Source organism: Mycobacterium parascrofulaceum ATCC BAA-614, from assembly GCF_000164135.1.
Classification (GTDB): domain Bacteria; phylum Actinomycetota; class Actinomycetes; order Mycobacteriales; family Mycobacteriaceae; genus Mycobacterium; species Mycobacterium parascrofulaceum.
Genome location: NZ_GG770556.1, coordinates 205906 through 226940 on the forward strand (window position 1 = coordinate 205906; position 21035 = coordinate 226940).

19 protein-coding genes and 1 pseudogene are annotated in these 21035 nt (G+C 64.1%); 6 read left to right on the forward strand and 14 right to left on the reverse strand.

Annotated elements, in window-relative coordinates:
* Both HMPREF0591_RS31170 and HMPREF0591_RS20850 read left to right on the forward strand, forming a co-directional pair.
* Positions 1 to 944: pseudogene (locus HMPREF0591_RS31170) on the forward strand (IS481 family transposase); the annotation flags it as partial.
* A gap of 259 nt (positions 945 to 1203) precedes the next feature.
* A complete protein-coding gene (locus HMPREF0591_RS20850) occupies positions 1204 to 2286 on the forward strand; it encodes an IS110 family RNA-guided transposase (RefSeq protein ID WP_007170609.1) in 1083 nt (360 codons plus the stop codon).
* Between the two features lie 397 nt (positions 2287 to 2683).
* Here HMPREF0591_RS20850 and HMPREF0591_RS20855 read toward each other — a convergent pair whose 3' ends face one another.
* Positions 2684 to 3766 carry an IS110 family RNA-guided transposase gene (locus HMPREF0591_RS20855; protein ID WP_167310168.1) on the reverse strand — a complete coding sequence of 361 codons (1083 nt, stop codon included), beginning with the start codon at positions 3764 to 3766 and terminating at the stop codon, positions 2684 to 2686.
* Positions 3767 to 4078: 312 nt separating this feature from the next.
* On the opposite strand from HMPREF0591_RS20855, the gene HMPREF0591_RS20860 reads away from it, so the two are divergent.
* Positions 4079 to 5293 (forward strand): IS110 family RNA-guided transposase, encoded by a 1215-nt coding sequence (locus HMPREF0591_RS20860; RefSeq protein ID WP_244269031.1) that lies wholly within the window; start codon positions 4079 to 4081, stop codon positions 5291 to 5293.
* 52 nt (positions 5294 to 5345) lie between these two features.
* Here HMPREF0591_RS20860 and HMPREF0591_RS20865 read toward each other — a convergent pair whose 3' ends face one another.
* The 3 genes from HMPREF0591_RS20865 to HMPREF0591_RS20875 all read right to left on the reverse strand — a co-directional run bounded on the left by HMPREF0591_RS20865 (position 5346) and on the right by HMPREF0591_RS20875 (position 7463).
* Positions 5346 to 5819 (reverse strand): flavin reductase family protein, encoded by a 474-nt coding sequence (locus tag HMPREF0591_RS20865; RefSeq protein ID WP_050790107.1) that lies wholly within the window; start codon positions 5817 to 5819, stop codon positions 5346 to 5348.
* 115 nt (positions 5820 to 5934) lie between these two features.
* On the reverse strand, positions 5935 to 6594 hold the full coding sequence (locus HMPREF0591_RS20870; RefSeq protein ID WP_007170613.1) for an NUDIX hydrolase: 660 nt from the start codon (positions 6592 to 6594) through the stop codon (positions 5935 to 5937).
* Entirely contained in the window at positions 6591 to 7463 is an 873-nt protein-coding gene (locus tag HMPREF0591_RS20875; protein WP_007170614.1) for an SDR family oxidoreductase, read from the reverse strand. Before HMPREF0591_RS20875 ends, HMPREF0591_RS20870 begins: the two co-directional genes overlap by 4 nt.
* A 347-nt stretch (positions 7464 to 7810) precedes the next feature.
* Here HMPREF0591_RS20875 and HMPREF0591_RS20880 point away from each other — a divergent pair, with 347 nt between their 5' ends.
* Complete coding sequence (locus HMPREF0591_RS20880; RefSeq protein ID WP_244269033.1) at positions 7811 to 8473, forward strand: TetR/AcrR family transcriptional regulator; 663 nt, start codon at positions 7811 to 7813, stop codon at positions 8471 to 8473.
* 37 nt (positions 8474 to 8510) lie between these two features.
* Here the strand turns inward: HMPREF0591_RS20880 and HMPREF0591_RS20885 are convergent, their stop codons facing one another.
* Complete coding sequence (locus HMPREF0591_RS20885) at positions 8511 to 9122, reverse strand: TetR/AcrR family transcriptional regulator (protein WP_425270228.1); 612 nt, start codon at positions 9120 to 9122, stop codon at positions 8511 to 8513.
* Between the two features lie 513 nt (positions 9123 to 9635).
* On the opposite strand from HMPREF0591_RS20885, the gene HMPREF0591_RS20890 reads away from it, so the two are divergent.
* Positions 9636 to 10325, forward strand: a complete 690-nt coding sequence (locus HMPREF0591_RS20890; protein WP_007170617.1) for a histidine phosphatase family protein — start codon at positions 9636 to 9638, stop codon at positions 10323 to 10325.
* Positions 10326 to 10482: 157 nt separating this feature from the next.
* Here the strand turns inward: HMPREF0591_RS20890 and HMPREF0591_RS20895 are convergent, their stop codons facing one another.
* The 8 genes from HMPREF0591_RS20895 to HMPREF0591_RS20930 form a co-directional block, all read right to left on the reverse strand.
* Complete coding sequence (locus HMPREF0591_RS20895; RefSeq protein ID WP_050790094.1) at positions 10483 to 10971, reverse strand: hypothetical protein; 489 nt, start codon at positions 10969 to 10971, stop codon at positions 10483 to 10485.
* Positions 10972 to 11352: 381 nt separating this feature from the next.
* A complete protein-coding gene (locus HMPREF0591_RS20900; RefSeq protein ID WP_007170619.1) occupies positions 11353 to 12174 on the reverse strand; it encodes an HpcH/HpaI aldolase/citrate lyase family protein in 822 nt (273 codons plus the stop codon).
* Between the two features lie 5 nt (positions 12175 to 12179).
* Positions 12180 to 13499, reverse strand: coding sequence for a phytoene desaturase family protein (locus HMPREF0591_RS20905; RefSeq protein ID WP_007170620.1), 1320 nt, complete (start codon positions 13497 to 13499; stop codon positions 12180 to 12182).
* A 27-nt stretch (positions 13500 to 13526) separates the two neighbouring features.
* Entirely contained in the window at positions 13527 to 14687 is a 1161-nt protein-coding gene (locus HMPREF0591_RS20910; protein ID WP_007170621.1) for an acyl-CoA dehydrogenase family protein, read from the reverse strand.
* Between the two features lie 3 nt (positions 14688 to 14690).
* Positions 14691 to 15902 carry an enoyl-CoA hydratase-related protein gene (locus HMPREF0591_RS20915; RefSeq protein WP_007170622.1) on the reverse strand — a complete coding sequence of 404 codons (1212 nt, stop codon included), beginning with the start codon at positions 15900 to 15902 and terminating at the stop codon, positions 14691 to 14693.
* Entirely contained in the window at positions 15892 to 16344 is a 453-nt protein-coding gene (locus HMPREF0591_RS20920; protein WP_007170623.1) for a MaoC family dehydratase, read from the reverse strand. Before HMPREF0591_RS20920 ends, HMPREF0591_RS20915 begins: the two co-directional genes overlap by 11 nt.
* A gap of 16 nt (positions 16345 to 16360) precedes the next feature.
* Positions 16361 to 17218: a DUF7064 domain-containing protein gene (locus HMPREF0591_RS20925; RefSeq protein WP_007170624.1), complete on the reverse strand. Its 858-nt coding sequence runs from the start codon at positions 17216 to 17218 to the stop codon at positions 16361 to 16363.
* Positions 17219 to 17321: 103 nt separating this feature from the next.
* Entirely contained in the window at positions 17322 to 18464 is a 1143-nt protein-coding gene (locus HMPREF0591_RS20930; protein WP_341860209.1) for a phosphotransferase family protein, read from the reverse strand.
* 82 nt (positions 18465 to 18546) lie between these two features.
* On the opposite strand from HMPREF0591_RS20930, the gene HMPREF0591_RS34015 reads away from it, so the two are divergent.
* The gene (locus HMPREF0591_RS34015) at positions 18547 to 19017 is read left to right on the forward strand and encodes an MBL fold metallo-hydrolase (RefSeq protein ID WP_007170626.1); all 471 of its coding nucleotides are present in this window, start codon (positions 18547 to 18549) and stop codon (positions 19015 to 19017) included.
* A gap of 226 nt (positions 19018 to 19243) precedes the next feature.
* On the opposite strand, the gene HMPREF0591_RS32450 is transcribed toward HMPREF0591_RS34015, so the two are convergent.
* Positions 19244 to 20911, reverse strand: a complete 1668-nt coding sequence (locus HMPREF0591_RS32450; RefSeq protein ID WP_157137528.1) for a hypothetical protein — start codon at positions 20909 to 20911, stop codon at positions 19244 to 19246.
* Between the last annotated feature and the right edge of the window lie 124 nt (positions 20912 to 21035).

Consider the following 21035-nt stretch of genomic DNA (forward strand, 5'->3'; position numbering starts at 1 on the left):
GCCATTGTCAGAAACCGGTCGTCTGCGGCTGGCTCGTTGTGTTGTCGAGGAGCGGTGGCCACTGCGGCGGACCGCGGAACGGTTTCAGGTTTCGCCAACGACGGCGTGGCGATGGGCCAGCCGTTACCGCACCCTGGGTGCTGCGGGTATGGCTGATCGCAGTTCACGGCCGCATCGCAGCCCGCGGCGCACTCCGACGCGTACCGAGCGGCGCATCATCAAGGTCCGTGTCCTGCGGCGCTGGGGTCCAGCGCGCATCGGATACATGCTCGGCGTTCATCCCTCCACGGTGCACCGGGTGTTGACCCGCTACGGCCTGGCCAAGCTGCGCTGGTTGGATCGAGCGACCGGGCGGGTCGTGCGGCGGATGGAATCAGCACGCTGTGGCGATCTGGTCCACGTCGACGTCAAAAAGTTGGGCAAGATCCCCGCTGGCGGCGGGTGGCGGATGCTGGGGCGATCGGCGGGCAAGCGCCACGCCCAGGCCGACAAGACCGGAATGCTGAACAAACACCATCAGCCGCTGCGGGGTTATCACTTCCTGCACACCGCTATCGACGCGCACTCGCGGCTGGCCTACAGCGAGTTGTTGGCCGATGAACGCCAACAGACCGCTGCAGCGTTTTGGATCCGCGCGAACACGTGGTTCGCCCAATGCGGGATCAACCAACGTTCAGAAGGTGTTGACCGACAACGGATCCTGTTACCGATCTCGCATCTTCGGCGAGACCTTGGCCGGCATCGAACACCGGCGCACCCGACCCTACCGACCCCAAACCAACGGGAAAGTGGAGCGATTCCACCGCACCTTGGCCGACGAATGGGCCTACGCCCGTCTCTACACCTGCGACGCCGAGCGCTGCCAAGCATTTCCACTCTGGCTGCACACCTACAATCACTGTGAGTCTTCAGGTGGCTGGTCTGGGACTGGCTGGCAGGGTTAGCGGCGGTCGCCTCGCCTTGGGTTGTGACTCTTACAATTACTCGCCCCGCGGGTGCGTTTCGGTGGACTTGTCCGGCACCGGGGCGGGCGGCCGACGCTGACCCGGCTCCACCTCGGTGACTTGATCAGAAGACTGCCCGTCCCCGCCGGAGGCGGATCGTGGCTCATCACAGTGCTGTTCCGAAGTGACTTCCATCCAGGCCGGCGTCGGCCGTGTTGGCGGCCGGATCTGTCCCGCCTCTGGAAGGAAGCCCGCCGCCATGACCATCGTTGCGCATTCCCACCCGTTCGTCATCGGGGTGGACACCCACGCCCGCACTCACACCCTGGCCGTCTTGGTCGCTGCCACTGGCGAACTGGTCGCCACTGAGCAGTTCCCTGCCACCGCTGCCGGCATGGACCGGGCTGTCGCCTGGGCCGCGCGCCGCACCGATGGAGAGATGGCCACCTTGTGGGTCATCGAAGGCGTCGCCACCTACGGAGCCCACCTGGCCTCGGCAGCGAAGCGAGCCGGTTTCGAGGTTGTGGAGGCGGCTGCCATGAATGCACGGGCCCATCGCGGGATCGGCAAGTCCGACCCCTCCGATGCCCGCAGGATCGCAGCCTCGGTCTTATCGCTTGAGGCTGAGCAGCTGCGCCGGCCGCGAAGCGGCGACGGTATCCGGGCTGCATTGCGGGTGTTGGTCACCGCCCGTGAGCACATGACCACCGAACGCACCGCGGCCGTCAACGCGCTCACTGCGCTGCTGCGCGTAGCCGCCCTGGGTATCGATGCCCGTAAGCCGTTGACCGCCAGCCAGATTGGTGAGGCCGCCCGCTGGCGCACCCGGGCCGAAGACATTGCCACGAGCACCGCACGCGCCGAGGCAGTCCGGATGGCCAAACGCGTGGCCGATCTCAACGAGCAACTCACAGCCAACCAGGCACAGATGATTGATCTGATCCGCGCCAGTAAAGCCGCTGTGCTGCTGGACAAGACCGGCATCGGTCCAGTCACTGCCGCGGTCGTTTACACCGCATGGTCACACGCCGGTCGGGTCCGTTCCGAGGCGGCGTTCGCCGCTCTGGCGGGCGTCAATCCAATCCCTGCTTCCTCGGGAAACACCATCCGCCACCGACTCAACCGCGGTGGCGACAGGCGACTCAACCGTGCCCTGCACATGGCCGTCATCACCCGTATGACCCACGACCCCGAAACCCGGGCCTACGTCGAACGGCGCCGCTCAGAAGGACGCACCACCAAAGAGATCCGGCGCTGCCTCAAGCGCTACCTAGCCCGCCAGCTCTACCGGACCCTCGAGAGACTCCACGCTGAGCCCGGTGCCTACCCGCCGGCCGCTTGACAAGACATAGAAGAGTCCACCGCGGCCACACCGCACTCGGCGGCCAACCACCCGCCACCCGCGTACCTAACCTCTCAGGTCAGTACAGCTGATATGTAGGCACGGTTTGTCAATAGGCAGGTGAAAGCCGCCCCGGTTTGGTTCCGGGGCGGCTTTCGTTTGATCGGTGTCTGCCCGGGTTCGTGGCGGTCGTTGGTCTACGACGGTGGTGTCTGACTGATATGCGCGGGTTGGGTACCGCAAGACGATGATTCGGCGCGAACGGTGGCTGCTCTCTAGGGACGGGCGTCACATCACGATTGGTTGAATCATGTTGTTGCTCATAGCTGTAACGCAGATCCAGTTCGCCTACCTCGCCGTGGCCGAAGCCGACGCCGATCAAGTCATTTGGCAGCGGTCACCCCAAGGTGGCCAGTGACCAACACCAGCCGGCCAGCTCACGGGCGATGGCGACGTTGGCCACCACGTGGGGCTTCTTGCGTTCGTTGAACCGGCACCACTGTTGATGCAGCCGCCTGTTGCCGGCATGTCCGCGTGCCTTTAGTGCGGGATCGACCTTGGCCCAGCGGGCTCGCATCGTGGGCCCGGGGTTGCGGTAGGAGGCCCGGTGATGCCAGGCCGCCTCGATCAGCAGCCGACGCACGTGGGCGTTGCCGGCCTTGGTGATCGGCCCCTGCACCCGCGACGCGCCTGAAGAGTATTCCGTGGGCACCAGACCGACGTAGGCGCCGATCGAGGATCCGGTGAATCGGGTCCAGTCACCGATCTCCACGCTCAGGGCCAGCCCGGTCAGAGCTGAGATCCCCCGCAGACACCCCAGCCGGTCGACCGGATCAGCCCACCGCGGTGAGGCCGCCACTGCGACGATCTGCTCATCGAGGCGATCTCGAGCAGCAGTCGCGTTCAGCACGGCGTCGAAGTGATGATCAAAGGCCGCCGCGGTGTGCGCGTCATCGAAACGTTGCCGCCGAAGCCAGGTTTCGTGGACCCCGTTCCAGGCTGGTCCACCCGAATACACCCGGCCCTGGCGCAACAGCAGCTTCGACAGCCGATGCCGTACCCGCATCAGATCGGCGCGGGCGTCCTCGCGGGCCCGCACCAGATCACGTACTGCCTCGATGTCGGCCTCGGGCACCATGACCGCCGAGATCTCACCCAACCGCAGCAGTTTGCTCAGATGCGCAGCGTCACGGGCGTCGGTCTTGACCCGGTCCCCACCCGGGCGGATCAACTTCGACGGTGCCGCCACCACGCAATCGATCTGGGCATCGGCTAACGCCCTGGCCAGCCCAAACCCGGTGGGCCCGGCCTCATAAACCACCCGCACCGGCCCACGCAGCCGGTGCAACCAGTCCAGGATCTCCCCGTGATCGGGACACAACCGTGCCCGCTCGATCCGACCCGTTTGTTCATCGACGGCATGCGCAACCACCGAAAGTGCGTGCACATCCAACCCGACACTCGTACCGTTGAAACTCACCGGAGGCCTCCTGATCTGCAACTGTGGCTCTACCGGAGCGAGTGTTCACCCGCTGCCGGCAACCCACGTCCGATTGCAGCCCGAGGCCTTCGGCCCCGAGTCAGCCCCCATACCAACTTGTTCAATGACGGTCAGGTCATCGGGGTCTGCAGCCACGATGTCCTCGGTGCCGGTTCGGGATCGCTCGCCCTCATACCTGCCGCCCAGCTGGGTTGGCTCTTAGACGGCTTGCGTCCCGGGTCGGTGCCGTCGGCTGGGAGTGGCTGAAGAGAGGCCTGCAAAGCCGAAAGTTGGTGTGCCCTCCCGCCACTCATGTTCATTGAGCATAAGGAGGGACACCACCCCGTGACTGGAGCATCAACCAGCGATCGTGTCGTGATCGCAGTCGACCCGCATAAGGCATCGTGGACCGCGGCCGTCGTCGACTCCTCGCTGCAACCGTTGGATGTCATTCGGGTCCCGGTGAGCCCGCAGGGCTACCGGCAGCTGCGAGGATTCGCCCAACGGTGGAGCGACCCCGGCTGGGCGATCGAAGGCGCGGCCGGTCTGGGCGCCCCAGTGACCCAGCGGTTGACCGCCGACGGCATCGATGTGGTGGATGTACCGGCCAAACTCGCGGCCCGGGTCCGGGTGCTGTCCACTGGGCACGGCCGCAAGACCGATGAAGCCGATGCGGTCTCGGTAGGCGTTGCCGCCTTGACCGCCACTCGGCTCAACACCGTCACCATCGATGCGGCCATCACCGTCCTGCGCGCCCTGGTGGAACACCGTGACGATCTGGTCAAAATCCGCACCCAAACCGTTAATCGCCTGCACGTGCTGCTCACTCACCTCATGCCCGCAGGCGCCCCCCGCGGGCTGACCGCTGAGCGCGCCGCTGACATGCTGCGCCAAATACGACCCCGCGATCCTGCAGTCAAGACGTTGCGCGGCCTGGCTGTAGACCTCGTCACGGAGATCCGCCAGCTCGACCGTCGTATCGCCAAAGCCGCCCGCGACATCCAGACCGCCGTCGACACATCGGGCAGCACCCTGGCCGAACTCTGCGGCATCGGTACCCTCAACGCTGCCAAGATCCTGGCTCGCGTCGGCTCAGTCCATCGCTTCCGGTCGGCAGACGCGTTCGCCTCCTACACCGGCACCGCTCCGATCGCGGCATCCTCCGGCGACGTCACCCGGCATCGCCTCTCCCGCGCAGGAGACCGCCAGCTCAACTGTTGTCTGCACACCATGGCGATCACCCAAATCGCCCGCGACACCCCCGGACGGACGTACTACCGAAAGAAACGAGCCACCGGAAAGAGCCACCGAGAAGCATTGCGCTGCCTTAAACGACGCCTCTCCGATGCCGTCTACCGCCAGCTCCTGCGCGACGCGACAACAGAAGCGGGGGCAGGCCCGGCGGGACACGTGGGGGCGACTCTAGCGTCCAGCGCGGCCGGCTCGCACCCCTTCACCAGCACTTCGGACAAGTCACTCACCGGGCCGGCCAACCGCAACCATACAACCGGCGGCCACGACGTTTGACACAGAGAGGCGCCGTCTAGTACGCGTTGCCCAAGAGTCGACGCACACCTGCTCATCGCGCAGATAACCGGTGAAAGCCACTGCGGTGGAAAATGATCGGTTGCACGTCGGAGTAAAGAGTCACGCCCAGAACCGAAAGCACCACCATAGTGTGGTCGCCGACACCGACGAGCTCGTGGATCGCCGTCTCCAGCCAGGCACTGGTCCCTTCGAGGAACACCGCACCCGTCTCGGCGGTCACCGTGGTTAGCTTCACGAACCGGTCGCCGCTCTTGGCCGCGAGCAACCGTGCAGCATCCTCGTGGTCTTCTGCGAGCAGGCTCAGGCCGAGCCGCGGCCGGGCGACCAGCTTCGGCCAGGTGGTCGACGTGTTCTGCACGAAGAACGCCACCAGCGGTGGATCCAGGGATACCGGCACGAAGGTGCTCGCGGCAAATCCCACCGGCTGATCGTCGACGGTCGCGGCGACGGCGACCACCCCCGAAGGAAAGTGGCCATACGCAGCGCGGAGCGAGAGTTGGTCGATTCCTACACCAGCTGGATCCACCGCGTCACCCCTCTACCCAATTCAACGGATACGCCAATTATTCAACGCTACCGTACCCGTGGGATGTCGGGCGCGGAGGGCGAGGTTGGGGCCGTCACGTCTCGATCCGTGGCTCTACGATTGCCGCCACGCGGGTATGCCGCCCGCGCAGCACCACCTCCGCGAACTGATACAGCAAGGCTCCAGTCGCGGCGTGGATGATGACGCCGAGCAGCGGGAACTCGATCAACGCGAGGCCAGTCTGGGGATCGCGCGGAAATCGCGGGGTCACCAGCAGATCGGCTAGCGGCACGAAGTACGCGCGAGCGACCTCGCCAGGATTCGGACGAATCGTCGGGTGCGATTCTGCCCAGCACACGATCGTGCTGATGAGATGATCGGAGCGCGTCACATAGTCATCAAGGCGCCCCAACACATCCTGGTGCCCCAACACGATCCCCGTTTCTTCTTCGAGTTCGCGTAGACCGGTGGCGATGACGTCCTCGCCAGGTTCAGACTGCCCGCCCGGCAATGCGTATTGGCCTGGAGCATGACGCAGTCCCGACGCCCGTTCAATGATCCAGATTCCGAGTTCCTTGCCCCGACGGTGAACGACAATCACCACGGTTGCTCGTCGCAGCCCGCCGCCGTCGAACGCCCAATGCGAGAAGCGTTGCAGCGCCGCGATGATGGCTTCGCGGGCCAGGTTCAAACGCTCTGGTCCAACTTGCCTGCCTGCGCCGTCGACATCGATGTCGGTTGGTGAGTCCGTCACGGCGCAGTCAACGGCGGACCGTACTCCCTCGCGGCCACGTCGTCGATCGTTGCCGGCGGCCGTCCCAGGAGCTGGGTGAGCACGAACGGGTTACCGCGAAACCCGTGGCGGTCGTAGTGGGCGTAGGTGGAGATCATGTCAGCGGCCGCCACCGGGTCATCAACCGCTCGGGGCGGCAGGGGCCCGCTGGCAACTGGAACCGTGCAGGCATGCAGGTCCCTTCCGCGCCCCCGGCCGAGCGCGCGGACAGCCTCTCGCATCGTCGTGGCGGGACCGGCTAACTCGTAGCCCGCGTAGTCGTGCGCACCGGGCTCGAGCAACGTTCGCAACGCAACCGCAGCCCAGTCCTCGAGATCGATCATCGACACGTCGGCGTCGATGTCGAACGGGACCATCACGGTGCTGTCAGGAGTCGGGCCGAACATCGCCAAGACCACCTGCGCATACATCGACGGTTGCAGGATGGTCCATTTCAGCGAGGAACTCGCGCGCAACACGCATTCGACACTGGCCTTGCGCTGATGGTTGCGTAGGAAGGGCGTATTCGAGTGCAGTACGGAGTGATAAATGAAACGTTCCACGCCGACGGCTTCGGCCGCCCGAATGGCGTTGATGAGGTATTCATCCTCGCGAGGATGCAAGGCGGGCGGGATTGCATATACCACAGAGGTATTCGCCAACGCCGGAGCCAAGCTCGCGGGCTCACCCAGGTCCGCGACGACAGGTCTGGGCGCTCCAGCCTTCACCAACCGGGCCGCGCCCACGTCGCTATGGCTGACCACGCGATAGTCGGCCCGCGCAGCGTTGAGGGCGCGGACCAGGCGTAGACCGGCCGTGCCGGCCGCACCGATGAGAACGATCTCACTCATCGCACTCCATTCCCCGCTCCGTGACAGAATGGCCGTGCAGGCAGATCTACGGGGCCGCGTGTGCGCTCGCGTCCGAGTCCCGCACCGTCACCAGGTCAGTCATTTCGAGCATCCGTCACCGGCCCTGAAGGATAGTGGCGCCTGTCAGGATCGTCAACGAATTGGTCAAGAATTAGTCCCCAGCGTAAGCTGCTGATCAACTTGCTGGGTTCCGCATTCGGTAGACCCAGCGCGACAAGAGCGGGGAGATGGTGACACCCTCCGACGGTGCCAGGCCTGCTCGCCTCAAGCGACAACGCTCAGAAGAGAGCTCATCGAGGCTGCGTCGAGACCTCGTCGAGCACCGGATGTATGCCACCGCAACCGAATTGTTCGCGCAGCGCGGTTTTGCCGGCACCAGCTTGCAGGACATCGCCGACGCAATGGGCATCACCCGGCCTGCGCTCTACTATTACGTCAAGAGCAAGGACGACTTATTGGCTCGACTCATCGCCGAGATCACCGCGGGCAACACCGCACAGATTCGCGCGGTCGCAGAAAACGCGGCCTTGGACCCGGTCGCGAAGCTCTCGCAGACCGCCGAAATCATGGCGCTCAACCGAGCACGGCAACCGTCCCGGTTCGTCCTGCTGGCCCGCTCCGAAGCGGCGCTTCCGACCGATCTGGCCACGATCCACGAAACGACCAAGCGCGCAATGCTGCGCATACTCATCGGCGTGATCCGTGATGGCATCGACACCGGCCACTTCCGCCGCGTGGAGCCGCGGATGGCGGCATTGCAGATCATCGGCATGTGTAACTGGGTCGCGTGGTGGTTTCACAAAGATGACGCGACCAGTGCCGAGATTGTCGCCGCCGATATCGCCGATCTGGCGGTCGCAAGCCTGGTTCGGTCGGGCGAACCGGCAGCGGCCGCCAGCGGCCCCCGCGCGGCGGTAGAACTGTTGCGCCGCGACCTGGATTATCTTGAACGCCTCATTACTGAATCCGAACAGCCCGAGCCGATTTAATCTTCGGTCGACTCGAGGCGTTCGCGAAATACCTGGGTCATCGATCGGCAGTGGGTTCGACGGCCCGAGGTCGCATGACAGTGTCCAGGATGAGGATCAATTCCCGCCGAGTCGGCGCCCGCCCGGTGAGAATGAAGTGCTGGCTTATGAGCGCCGGTCCAATTTCTACGCTCCACGGCGTGACTGAGGCCGAGTCGATCTCACCCTGCTCCACAGCTGTTCGAAGGATGGAATCGATCACCGTCAAGCGCGGCCGGATTACAGAATCGACGAAGATGGCGCGCAGGGCGGGCTCGTGTAGAAGCTGAGCGATGACGTTTAGGCCGGGGAACCCGGTCTTGCCCGCCAGCAGATCGCGATGTGCAGTCAACACGCCCAGCAGATTTTCCCGTGCCGACCGGCGGGCGTTGGGTGCAGGCAGCGGCGGTACGGCAGAAACCAGTGCAGCGCACAGTAACTCGCGCTTGCTAGCCCATCGACTGTATAGCGAGGCTTTGCCAGTACGTGCTCGGGCCGCAATTCCGCCCATCGTCAGTGCGGTGTATCCGTGATCAGCCAGCTCGGTCAGCGTGGCATCGAACAGCACTCGCTCCAGTACCACCCCCCTTTTACGCCCGTGGCAGGTACTCGCCGGCGGGCCGGAACGCAGGCGTTCGCTCATCACCACCATCTCGGTGCAGGTCCATACGGAGAGACCCAAACCCGGCGCGTCGCCTCAAAGAACGCAGCCCGCCGGCTTTGGCCCAACGTGGCATTCTCGACCGGCGACGGTCGGGACAGGCCAGTCGTCTTCCCGGCAATATAGGCGTCGCATTCAACTTTGTCAACGTCTACGTCAATCTTTAATCGTACGAGTAAATCGCTTGATGCGCATGCGCCGTCAAGCAGGAACGGTCTCGCGACCGGTGCCTTGCCTGGCCGCAGTCACCACCGCAACATTCTGCGCCAACAGTGGCTTCGTCATCGCCGCCAAACTCTCCAGATCGAACGCCATAAATCACGCGTCTTTCTAATCTATTTACGTTAATCGGGCCGAACGCTGAGGACGACACCGCGGTGCCTGTCGCATATGCTTTGCCGCGTGACATTTGCGGTGAGATCCGAGGGTTCGCGTCCGCCGGGAAACCGCGGCGCTTCGGCACACCGTCCGCATAAACCCGGCATGCCCGTCGCACGCCTGATGGTCGCGGCCGGTGTCGCTCTCGTCGTCACGCCCTGCTCGGCCAACGCCGCCGCCCCCCACAACATCACATTGACGCTGGTGCGGCATGCCCAGTCGGCCGGCAACGCGTCGGGCCTCATCGACACGTCAAGTCCTGGACCTGAACTGACCGCAAAAGGATGGTGCCAAGCGGTGCTCGACAGCGGACCGCTGAGCGCCAAGCACTACGACGGCGTATTCGCCTCCACCATGACCCGAACACAGCAAACGGCGACCCCGACGGCCCAAGCACTTGGCGAACCCATCGACGTTCTGCCGGGACTGAGGGAGATCGAGGCCGGGCAATTCGAAGGCCAACCCGAAGTGAACGCAACGACATTCATGGCCGTGCCGATGCGTTGGTTACATGGTGACCGTAGCGCACGCATCCCCGGATCGCTTGACGGGGACGAATTCGAAGCGCGATTCAACGAGGCCGTGCAACACATCTATGACAGTGGCGACGTGCACCCTGTGGCGTTCTCGCACGGCGGAGCGATCATGATCTGGACGTTGATGAACATCCGCGAGCCAGACCTCTCGTTACCGGCCCGTCAGCAGCTGCCCAACATGGGACGAGTGGTTCTGCAGGGGAATCCGTTGCAGGGTTGGACGTTGAGCGAATGGGATTCCGATCCTCCGCCGTGCTGAGTGGGCGAATTCAGCAGAACTTTAAAGTTCAACCGCGCGGAAGGAGTCGAGGTCGTCGACCGCGGCAGCGGCGCGTCGGATGACTGCCTTGCAACGGTCGACCGGCTGTATCTGGGGTTGATACCACGCCCGTCCTATGGTGAATAGCCACGCTAGGTCAGAGGCCAGAAGCTCTGCTGCCCGTAAGCCAGCCAACCCCCCTCGAAACTAGGTGCCGCACCGCCGTATTCGGCCAGCGAAGCCTGGTAGGTCTCCATCCGACCGGCTCCCACTCGCGCCGATCTTCCGGCTCACATGCCGAGATCACGGCGTAGGCCAAATCGCAGGCCCACGCTCCGCGCAGGCAACGTTGCCAGTAGGCATAGTCCATCCGACCGCCTTCGGTGACGAACGGCTGTCCCACATGGCCGTCACCATGCAGCAACGTTTGCGCCATCTCGTTGGCGCCGATGTTCATCGAGCGCACGGTGGCGTCGAAGATCCGGTCTGCTCGACCGAGCAAATCCGACGGGATCTCTTCAGCGGCCCGCTCCATGCCCACCGCAGCCCGAGCGCGCAGCGCCACCATGGCCGTGGTGCGCTCGAGGTACTGGTTGAGCGTCCGTATGACCTTGATGGCCGGGTCTTCCCACAGCTGGCCGTGCATACACGCCAGTGTGCCTACGAGATTGTGCATTCGGTCGTGGGTCAGCCGTTCGGTACCTCGGCTGTCGTGCTTGACGATCCAAGAGGTATCGGGAGTATTTCGGCAATTAACCAACCCAGCAGCGTCACAACCACGATCGCCAGGCCGGCCCAAGCGCACAACGGCTGAATCCGCTGAGACACGATGCTTCCAGGTTCCAATATTGTCTAATCGGAATGAGAAAAATCGGTGAATTGTCGTTGAGTCAAGGAATGCGTGTGCGCAAAATTCCGGCCGTCCGGGACGTGGAGCAACGAATCCGACGAGGCTCGTCAGAGAGCCCGGCTGCCGCATTTACATCCGAGAGCATCGTCACCGCGCGGCTGTTACACCGCGCCGCGCTCAGCCGCCTGAGCTCTCGGTGGATGCGAGGACGATCCGCCGCGCCCGATCAACGACCGGCTTGTCGACCATGCGGCCGTCGACCACGGCGACACCGCGGCCGTCCGCGACATCCAGAACCGCTCGCGCCCAAGCGACTTCGTCGCCCGATGGCGTAAACCGCTTGTTCACACTCTCGACCTGCCGGGGATGTATACACAGTTTCCCTCCGAAACCCATCCGTGCCGCCCGGTCCGCGTCTTCGATCAGCTGCCGATCGTCGTCCAGGGCGGTCGTCACGCCGTCCACCGGTGCGGGGCGACCCGCCGCAGCGCAGGCCAGGACGAGCGCGCTGCGGGCATGCCGCAAGCTCTCCTGGTCTTCGGGGTCGACGCCCAATTCAGCACCAAGATCGACGCTTCCGAATGCGGCTCGTGCCACGACATCGGTCGCGCTGATCTCCCGGGCCGCCAATACCCCGGCGGCCGTCTCGACCAAGGCAATCACGCACGTGTCCGCGTGCAGGTCCGCCGCCACTGATCGCATGTGATCGGCGCTGTGCGCCTTCGGCACCATCACCGCGCACGCGTGCTCGGCCAGCATGGCGACATCGTCGGCGTACCAATCGGTGTCGGCGCCGTTGATGCGGACGACGGCCCCGGCGCGCTTGGTCAGCCACCGGTGGACCGATTCGCGGGCAACGGCCTTGGCCTCCGGCGCGACGGCGTCCTCGAGGTCCAGCACGATCTCGTCCGCGCCGCTATTCAGCGCCTTCTCGAATCGCTCGGGCCGGTCACCGGGCACAAACAGTAGGCTGCGGGCACCGGCGAGCCTGATGCGCATACGTTTCAGCACCGCACTGACGGCCGGTGACTGGCCACGATCTTGTCGACGACGAGTTTGGCGGTCTCCGCGCACGCGGTGGTGCCGCCGTTGGCGTACTCCTTGACTGCGTCCCCGACATTCCACAGACCCTCGAACGGTGTGTCGTGGGGAAGGTCGAACCCGGCGACGGCGCGCTGCGGCGGCCAGTCGTCGCGGGTGATCGCTACGTTGATGATTCGGGCGCGGTCATCGAAGTCGGCGATGTTGTCGCGCAAGTCCTGCAGGAGAAATTCGGTCTCGGCCGCCGCGTCGAAGTCACCCGTAGGATTCTCGGGCACCGAAGTACCCACGTAGAGGTTCCAGCCGTCCGGCGCCATCTCCGGGCACAGGTCGGTGAAGTTGGCGATGTAGGCCAGCCGGCGCGACTTCGCGAAGCTCAACATGCCGGGCACATCGACGAGGCGCTCGCGGCTGGCGAAGTTCACCGACACCATGGACGTGGGTCGGTCGCCACTCTTCACGAGCTCCTGGTAGTCGGCGGGCACGTTGTCCGCACCGAGCAGCGGGACCGTCGCGGCGGGACCGACGTCGCTGACGATGATGGGCGCTTCCACTCGAACGGTGGAGCCGTCCCGGGTGACGTCGACGGCGGTCACGGTTTGGCCCTCGGTGACGATCTTGGTCACCGGCGTGGACAACCAGACCTCTCCCCCGTTGGTTTCCACGACCTCGGCGAGCGCCCGCCACAACCCGATGGTGCCTTCGGGGTGGAAGCCGAAGCGCTTGAACGCGCTCTTGCGCGTGAAGTAGGTGAGGAACACCCGGGCGGGCAGATCCTCCGATCCGACGGCGAAGATGGACGCGCACATGTTGCGGAAGATCCCGTGCACACCTTCGTTTTTGGTGTACTTCGACACCCAGTCGGCCGTCGAGATCTCGTCTTCGGGCAGCCCCGAGTCGTTGCGGGCGGCACCGATGCCCTTGACCAGCTTCGCGCCCTGACGGCTCAGCTTGCTCAGCAGGAAACCCCAGCCACCCCCCGTGACATCGACGTCTTTACCACCGATGCGATAGAGGATCGGGGGTTTGGGTTCGCGGATGTCGAACCGCGCGCCCACCTCCTTGCACGTCTCCTCGGTGATCCCACCGACCTCGATGACGATCGCGCCGGTGTTGACTTTGAATCCGTCGATGTCGTCCGTAGAAGCCCGTCCACCGACCTTGTCCAAACGCTCCACCACGAGGGTGCGGTAGCCCTGGTGCGACAGGCGAGCCGCGGTGAAGAGCCCTCCCGCGCCCGCACCGATGACGACGGCGTCGACTTGCTTTTCCAGCGTGACCATTTGATGCTCCTAAGTAGTGATTGCCGCTCAGTACGAGCGCGGCAAGCCCAGTGAGGTTTGGGCTATGTAGTTGAGAACCATTTCCCGGCTGACCGGCGCGGTGCGCATCAGCCGTGTGACGAACCACAGTTCGGACAACCCGTACTCGTGGGCCAATCCATTGCCCCCGTGCGTCTGGATCGCTTGGTCCAACGCTTTGAGCGCGGCCTCCGACGCGGCGAATTTCGCGATGTTGGCGGCCTCACCGGCGGGTTGGCCGGCGTCGAAGAATTGCGCGGCCAGGGCCGTCGCCATCCGGCTCAATTCCACGGCGATGTGGCTCTCCGCCAACGGGTGCGCGATGCCCTGATGCGCACCGATCGGCGTCGACCACACCTGACGTTCCTTGGCGTAGTCCGCCGCCTTGCTCACCGCGTATCGTCCCACTCCGCCGCAGATTGCGCCGACAAGGATGCGCTCGGGGTTCAGGCCGTCGAAGACTTGCCGCAGGCCGTTGCCGGCCTGGCCGATGACCGCGTCCTCACCGACCTCGACGTCATCGAAGAAAACGGTGAACTGCCTATCGGGCGACACGATGGAGGTGTCGATCTGTTGATAGGTCAACCCCGGGCTGTCGATAGGCACGACGAACAGAGAAAGGCGGGACTTCTCCGGCGTCGACAGGTCGCCGTCACGGGCGACGACCAGGACGGCATCGCTCTGGTCGACCGCCGAGATGTAGTACTTGGACCCGGAAATTACCCACCCCGAACCCGATTTCCGGGCGGTCGTCTGCACGTTGTGGCTGTTGGAACCGGCATCGGGTTCGGTGAGACTGAATGCCATCTTCTGGCTGCCGTCGGCGATGCCGGGCAACCAGCGTTGCTTCATCTCCACCGAGCCGTGGTGGGCCAGGATGCTTCCGCAAATCGCCGGGGAGATGACCCACACCAGCATGGGCATGCCATGCGCGGCAAGCTCTTCGACGACGACGACCGCCTCGGCCATACCGCCGCCGCCACCCCCGTATTCCTCGGGAAGGTGCACGCCCAACAACCCGGCGGCGCCGAGGTCCTTCCAGAGTTCCGGAATGTCCTCGCCCCCGCGGGCGCGTTGCAGAAAATACTGCTGTCCGTATCGACTCGCGACGCCCGCGACACTGTCGCGGATCGCCCGATGCTCGTCGGAGTCGTGAATCAGTCCAGACATCGTTTACCTTCCAGTGAATGTGGGTGCACGTTTGGCGGCAAACGCCTTCAACGCCATTGCCGCATCTGTGGTATCGCCGACCTGCTTGAGTGCCTGTGTCTCCGCGGCCAGCTGTGCCGGGAGGTCGTTATACCAGCTTTCTCGTAGCAGCCTCCGCATATGCGCGAAGGCCGTGGTGGGCCCTTGGGCCAGCTCCGTCGCCAATTCCGTCGCGCGATCGAGTAATTCGTCAGCGTCTACCACCTCGTTGACGATGCCCCAGGCCAGCGCCTCGTGCGCCGTGATCGGCGTGTTACGCAGGTACGCCGCCGCGGCGCGGCGCGCCCCGATCAGTCGCGGCAGGTGCCACGTGCCCCCGCCGTCACCGGACACTCCGATTCTGGCGAAAGCAGTCACGAATCGGGTGTTTTCGGCCGCCACCACCAAATCGGCGGCATAGACGTAGCCGAGACCCCCGCCCGCGACCGCGCCGTGCGCCGCGGTGACGATCGGCGCCTCGATTCGGCTCAGGATGTCGAGCGCCTGGTGGTAGGGGGCGGTCATGTCGGCAAACAACTCACCGAAACCACGCTCGGAGTTGGCGAGAAAGTATTCGATGTCACCACCGAAGCTGAGAGCGGGCCCGTTGCCGCGGATGAGAACAGCCCGAACGGTGGTGTCAGCGGCGATCGATTTGGCTACTTCGAGTGCATCCCAAGCCATTTGGAAGTTTATGGCATTGCGCGCCTCCGCCCGGTCGAGGCAGATGGTGGCCAGACCATTCTCGACCGTGTAGTCGATCGTCGGCATCCGGTTGCCCCCGTCGAGCGCGGAACGCCACGCCGCCGTGTTGGTGAGCTGACGCAGAGATGCGATACGCCCGTCGGGCGCGAAGCCGATCAAGTGGATCAGGGACGCATCGACTCTGTTGCCGCTTTGGCGTGCCGATCCGCGGTAAGTGCCCGAGACCATCAGCCGGCCGTCTTCGAGCACCTGAAATTTCTCGGGCACGGCTCGGACTTTGAAGTGGTGGCCGATGCGCCACCAGAGGTTGTCACACATGGCGTCGACGCCGACGTGGACTCCACCCATGTCGAGCGGCAGGCGTTCGGCGGCGTGACCGACGAACTCCGGGTGCAGGAGTCGACCGAGAGCGTCCCGGTCGCCCAGTCCCAGAGCCTCGTAAAGGGCCCGCGCAGCGGCGACCTTCGCCTGCCGGTCCAGCTCAACCGACATAGCGCACAATCGATTCGACGACAGCCGCCGGCTTGGTCGCGCCGTCAATGTCGATCGTGGTGATCAGCGTGGCTTGGACGGCGTCGCCGACGCGCGTCACCTGCTCGACGCGGGCGCTCGCCCGGATCTTGGCGCCGACGGCCACGGGCGTGATGAACCGGGCCTTGTTGAATCCGTAGTTGATCGCCATCTTGACACCCTCGACGCTGTAGAGCTCGTGCATGAAGCGCGGCAACAGCGAAAGCGTCAGCAGTCCGTGCGCGATCGTGCCGCCGAACGGCCCGTCCTTGGCTCGAAGCGGATCGACGTGGATCCACTGGTGATCGTCGGTCGCGTCTGCGAACAGGTTGATCCGCTCTTGCCCGACTTCGACCCAGTCGGTGGGGCCGAGCTCGTGACCGGTGGCCGATTCGAATTCAGCGAGATTGGCATAGGTCTTCACGTGTTGTCGCCTCTCTTTATACGTGTAGTCCGACGGGCTTGCCGTCGCGGAGTTGGTCGAGGTATTCCGACATTCCGTGCAAGCGCACGCCGGCGTCGGTCCGCCACCGCGTGGCCGACTCGACGATTCGGGTGCTCGGCGCCCCATCGGAGCCGCGGTGGCGCAGCGGCACCGACGCCCGCGCTTCACCATGAATTCGCCAACACCGTTGCCGGGCATGGGCTAAGACTGTGATCGACCGCTGATAGTTGTCATCGTCCCGGACGGTAGTGATCGTCACGCGATCGCAGGCGTGCACTTCGCCGTCGTCGAAGACGAAGCCACCGCGCCGACTGGTTCCGTCAGGTTCGCCGAAATTGGCGACCATGAAGCCGAAACCGTTTGAGCAGCCGTGCATCCAACGGCAGAACCATGGCGCCTGCCAGGAACGCGGTCCCCAGGAGTGGTCACGCAGGCGATGCCCGTCGATGAGGATCGTTCGCTGGTTCACGGTGACTGTGCTCCGCACCACCGTCAGTTGCTCGTAATGATGGGGCGCGAACGACCGGCCGTCGGCGTCAAACGTCTGCTCGTGCGGTGAAGCCAGCGCCGTGAAGCACAGGCCGATCCGGCACGCGACCTCTAACGCGCCGCTCAACGCCGCCCGCGGCTCGGTCATGTCTCGAGAATCGCCGAGCACGCGGATACAGTCGTCAAAGGTGACTTGCAGCTCTTGGAACGGCTCGTAAACCTCCACGGCGAACCCTGCCGCAGCCACGACGTCGTTGGTCGAGACGTGTGGCCGCTCGAAGCCGAAACCGAGGCTTCCGTCCGGCAGGTAGATACACACGGTGCGCTCGCCGCGGCCCTCGTTAGGGCGATTCGCCAGCCGCAAAAAACCGATGATTTTCCCCGCCGGGTCGTGGAACTGAAGTACATCGATTCGTTGAAGTTGACGTCGGAACTCAACGGGTGTGTGTACTCGTCCACTGCAGAGATCATCTCGGGCTCCGCAGAAAATTCGACGCTCCGATCAGCAGATCGGCGATCGCGTCGTCCACCGCGTCGACGTCGAGAAGCGGAGTCTTCTCGTCGAGCCCGTGCGCGCGTTGGCGGCCCAACTCCGCTTGCAGCAGGGCGGCGGCGCGCCATTGCGCTAGCGCCCGGTAGTAGGGCAGATCGTGCAGCGCACGATTGGTCATTTCGCCGTAGGCGCTGATGATTTCGCCCCTGGCGGGGAATCCACCGGCTCGCACCGGGCTGGGCGGAAACGCCCCCGTCTCCGTCGAGGACGGCCAGTTCACCAGCAGCCAAGCCAAGTCGGCGAGGGGATGTCCTGCCGTGCACCAGTCCCAGTCGACGATCGCGGTCAACGACTCCTCCTGCAGCACGAGATTGGCGAGCCGAAAATCGCCATGAATCAGCGTCAGACGACCTTCGCGCCGTGGCCTTCGGTCAATCAGCCGAGCCCGCAATGCCCGCCAGGATGAATCGTGGAGCCCGTCGGAACCAGACAGGGTCCACACGTCGGTCATTGCGCTCAATTGCCGGTCGATATACCCGGTGAAAAATCGGGGCAGTCCGGTGGTTGCGGGATCGACTCGGTGGATCCGGGCCAGCGCCGCGACGACGGTGAACCCGACTTGGCGACGTTGTGTCGATGTGAGCCCACGGGCGTCCTCTTCGGTGTGCAGCGTGTGACCGGCGACTCGCGTCGTGACGATGAACGGCGCGTCTGTGTCATTGTGTCCGACCAGCCGGGGGACCGGGAGCCCTTGGCTCAGCGCCGCGCTGAGCCCGGCCGCCTCACGCGAAAAGTCGCGGACCGTGCCGGGTCGGCGCTCGCGAAGGATCCACTGCCGACCGCAGCTATCGGCGATGGCCCATGACATGTTGATGCGCCCACTGGTGATGCGTACGGCCGTCAGGGGCGCGGTAACCGGTTCCCCGCGCGCCGTCAGCCACTCGGCCAGGACCCGTGGCTTTTGTGCGATCGACCGCGGCAGGCGCCGACGACCCACCAAAGTCTGCGCAGGCGACGTCACTGACGCCTCGGCCCCTCTCGCACGCTTGGAATAAACCGCCCTTCGAACGTCATTTCGACACCAAACCGGGCATGTCGCGTCGAATACAAGCTCCACGGTAACATAATTTTCTAGTCCGCGTTAGATTTTTCAGAACAGCGGGAGGCAGTCGTGTCGCAGGTTCCGCCAATGGCGAGGGATGCCGTCAGCGAAGCTGATCGCTGAGCACGTCGTTCGCGTCCCGCTGCCGCTGCCACTGCCCGACCTCCAGACCGTCAATGCCTATGCGGTAGTCGGCTCGGACGGTCTGACCCTCGTCGACCCTGGTTGGGCGTATGAGCCGGGTGAGACGACGCTGCGGACCGCGCTCTTCCACCTCGGGGCCACACCGTCTGATGTGCGCCGCATTCTGGTGACACACCAGCATTGGGACCACTATTCGTTGGCCGTGCGGTGGCGCGACGAGCTCGGTGCCGAACTGATGCTCGGACATGAGGAGCGGCACAGGATCGAGGCCTTCGCCACGATGACCGGCGTGCACGCGCTGCAGGTGCAGATGCTGTTCCGCGCCGGCGCAGCGTCGCTAGCGCGGGAGGTGGACAGTCTCGTTGGAACCGTACGAGCGCGGAGTGAAATTCACTCCCCCCGACCGCTGGCTGTCCGATGGTGACCAGATCGATTGCGGGATGGCGATGCTTCTACCTGCGAAGTTGCGGTTTTCTCATTTGGCTCGCGGACGCGTTTTTCTTATCTTCGTGGCGGATCCTGGAACCAGACGGTTGTACAGATCGGGGACAACCCTTGATCTTGGTTCCCAGCGCCCCAAGAGGCGAAGCCACCTCGCAGCCTGGACGGTTTCAGGTCGAGTTCACGACGCCGGCGGGGTCACTCCGAAATCAGTGGAGCAGGGCAAACCAATGGGCAACGATGCCGAACAGGCTGTGTTTTGAAATGTCCGTGATCAGCAAGGTAACCACGGCGACGCCCAGCGAGGAAATCGCCACCCATATGGCCGTCTTGGCCAACCGGATGGACTGCAGTGATGACGTCAGCGACGCCGCCGCAGTCAGGATGCCGCGGTAATCATTGTCTGCGGCCCGCAGCGTTTCCAGCATTCCCATCTGTTCATTCAGCAGGTGTTCGTTCATGTTGATCGACTCACGTGACTCGCTGCCATGCACGCCGCGTTCGGCGACGAGAAACGGCGCATCTTCGAAGAAGAACTGTGCGTAATCTCGCTGCCAGCCGCGCGCGTTGTATGCGCGAATGTCTCGGTCAATGCTGCTCATGTCGACGCTGATGGTCAGCAAGCTAGTTCGTAAGCGGTCCAACTGGCCGTGTTGGCGAGCAGCGTCTCGTATCGATGCGTAACGCCCCTGGCACACTTCCAGCATTTCGCTGATGGACAGTCGTAGGAAGTAGTCCTCAATCGCGTCGTGGATGTAGTGCGCGATGGAACTGTCAGCGTGACCAAGTCCATGAGCCGTGAGCGTCTCCGCGAGGCCGTCAAGGATTTCAGTTCGGTTGCCCCAAATCGCCCATGTGCGCCGATCTTCCATGTCCGAGTCAGATCCTATATCCCGTTCGCCGATGATCATTGCCGGGAACTTGGTCGACCTCTGAACGTAAACCGTATGTGGCAGCCCGAGGGCGCGGACGGCTCCATCAACCCCGCTAGCTGGACGCGTCTCAGGATAGGCGCTTATTTCGTCGAGCAGGACTATGTCGAGTAGAGGCTGTGGCTGTCGATTTGTGGCAAAGAATCCTGGCCATTTGGCGGAGAACCATTGCCGTGCAGCGTCATGCAGGCGACCTCGTTCCTCTTGCACTCTTCGAAATGCCACAAAATCTGGGCTCAGGGGGCGTGGCCATTCTCCACCCCTTTTACCCCAATACATTTCAGGCTGGTAATCCCGGTGCCAGGCCTCGTCGAGCCGAGATATCGCGGCGTCATTGAGATCGAACTTCGCCATGACAGCCGTGATGCCCTGGCCTATCTGCAGGGCTTTAAGTTCGACTCGATCAAACTCTTTGGGCATCTGGCGGCGGACAGCATCACCGACGGTGACGTTGCTGGCGCGACGCACAACGTCACCGAGATTCCACCAGAGCCAGCGGTCTCCGGACCTGGCCTCGTCGGGCGTGGGCAAGTGGTGGCGGCCAAACATTCGTAATTGCTTTGTGTCCCAGCGGTTTCGCTTTATCGCTCGGTCCAGATTCTCCTTGACGCTCGGCGGGAAGAGCTCGACGACAAACAGCGACGGGATTCGAACATGATCAGTGGGTGGAACTGTGCACTCATCCTCATCACCCCACCGGAAGCCGGCTAGCGCCCTTCGGTGGTCGCGGTACTGCATGTTTAGGTTGATGAGGTAGTCGATCGGCGTCAGGAATCGATCAGGCGCCAGCCTGGCGACTCGCGTACGTCGCACCCAATAGAGAACATCCTCGACGCGTTCACAGATGCGGTCGCGCTCGTCCCGGGCAGGCTTGCGGCTCGACCGGGCGGCAGCGGGTTGTTGCGGCTCTGTCCCCTCTTCAGGCGAGTCGCTCTCGTCCGTCATGGTGATGATGTTAGAAACGCGCGCCGACAGCGGTAGCGCAGACGCGCGGACTACCTCAGCACCTAGTAGTACTAAACAGATTCCCATCTTTGTGGCGGATCCGCCATCTCTCCGCCATTACTGT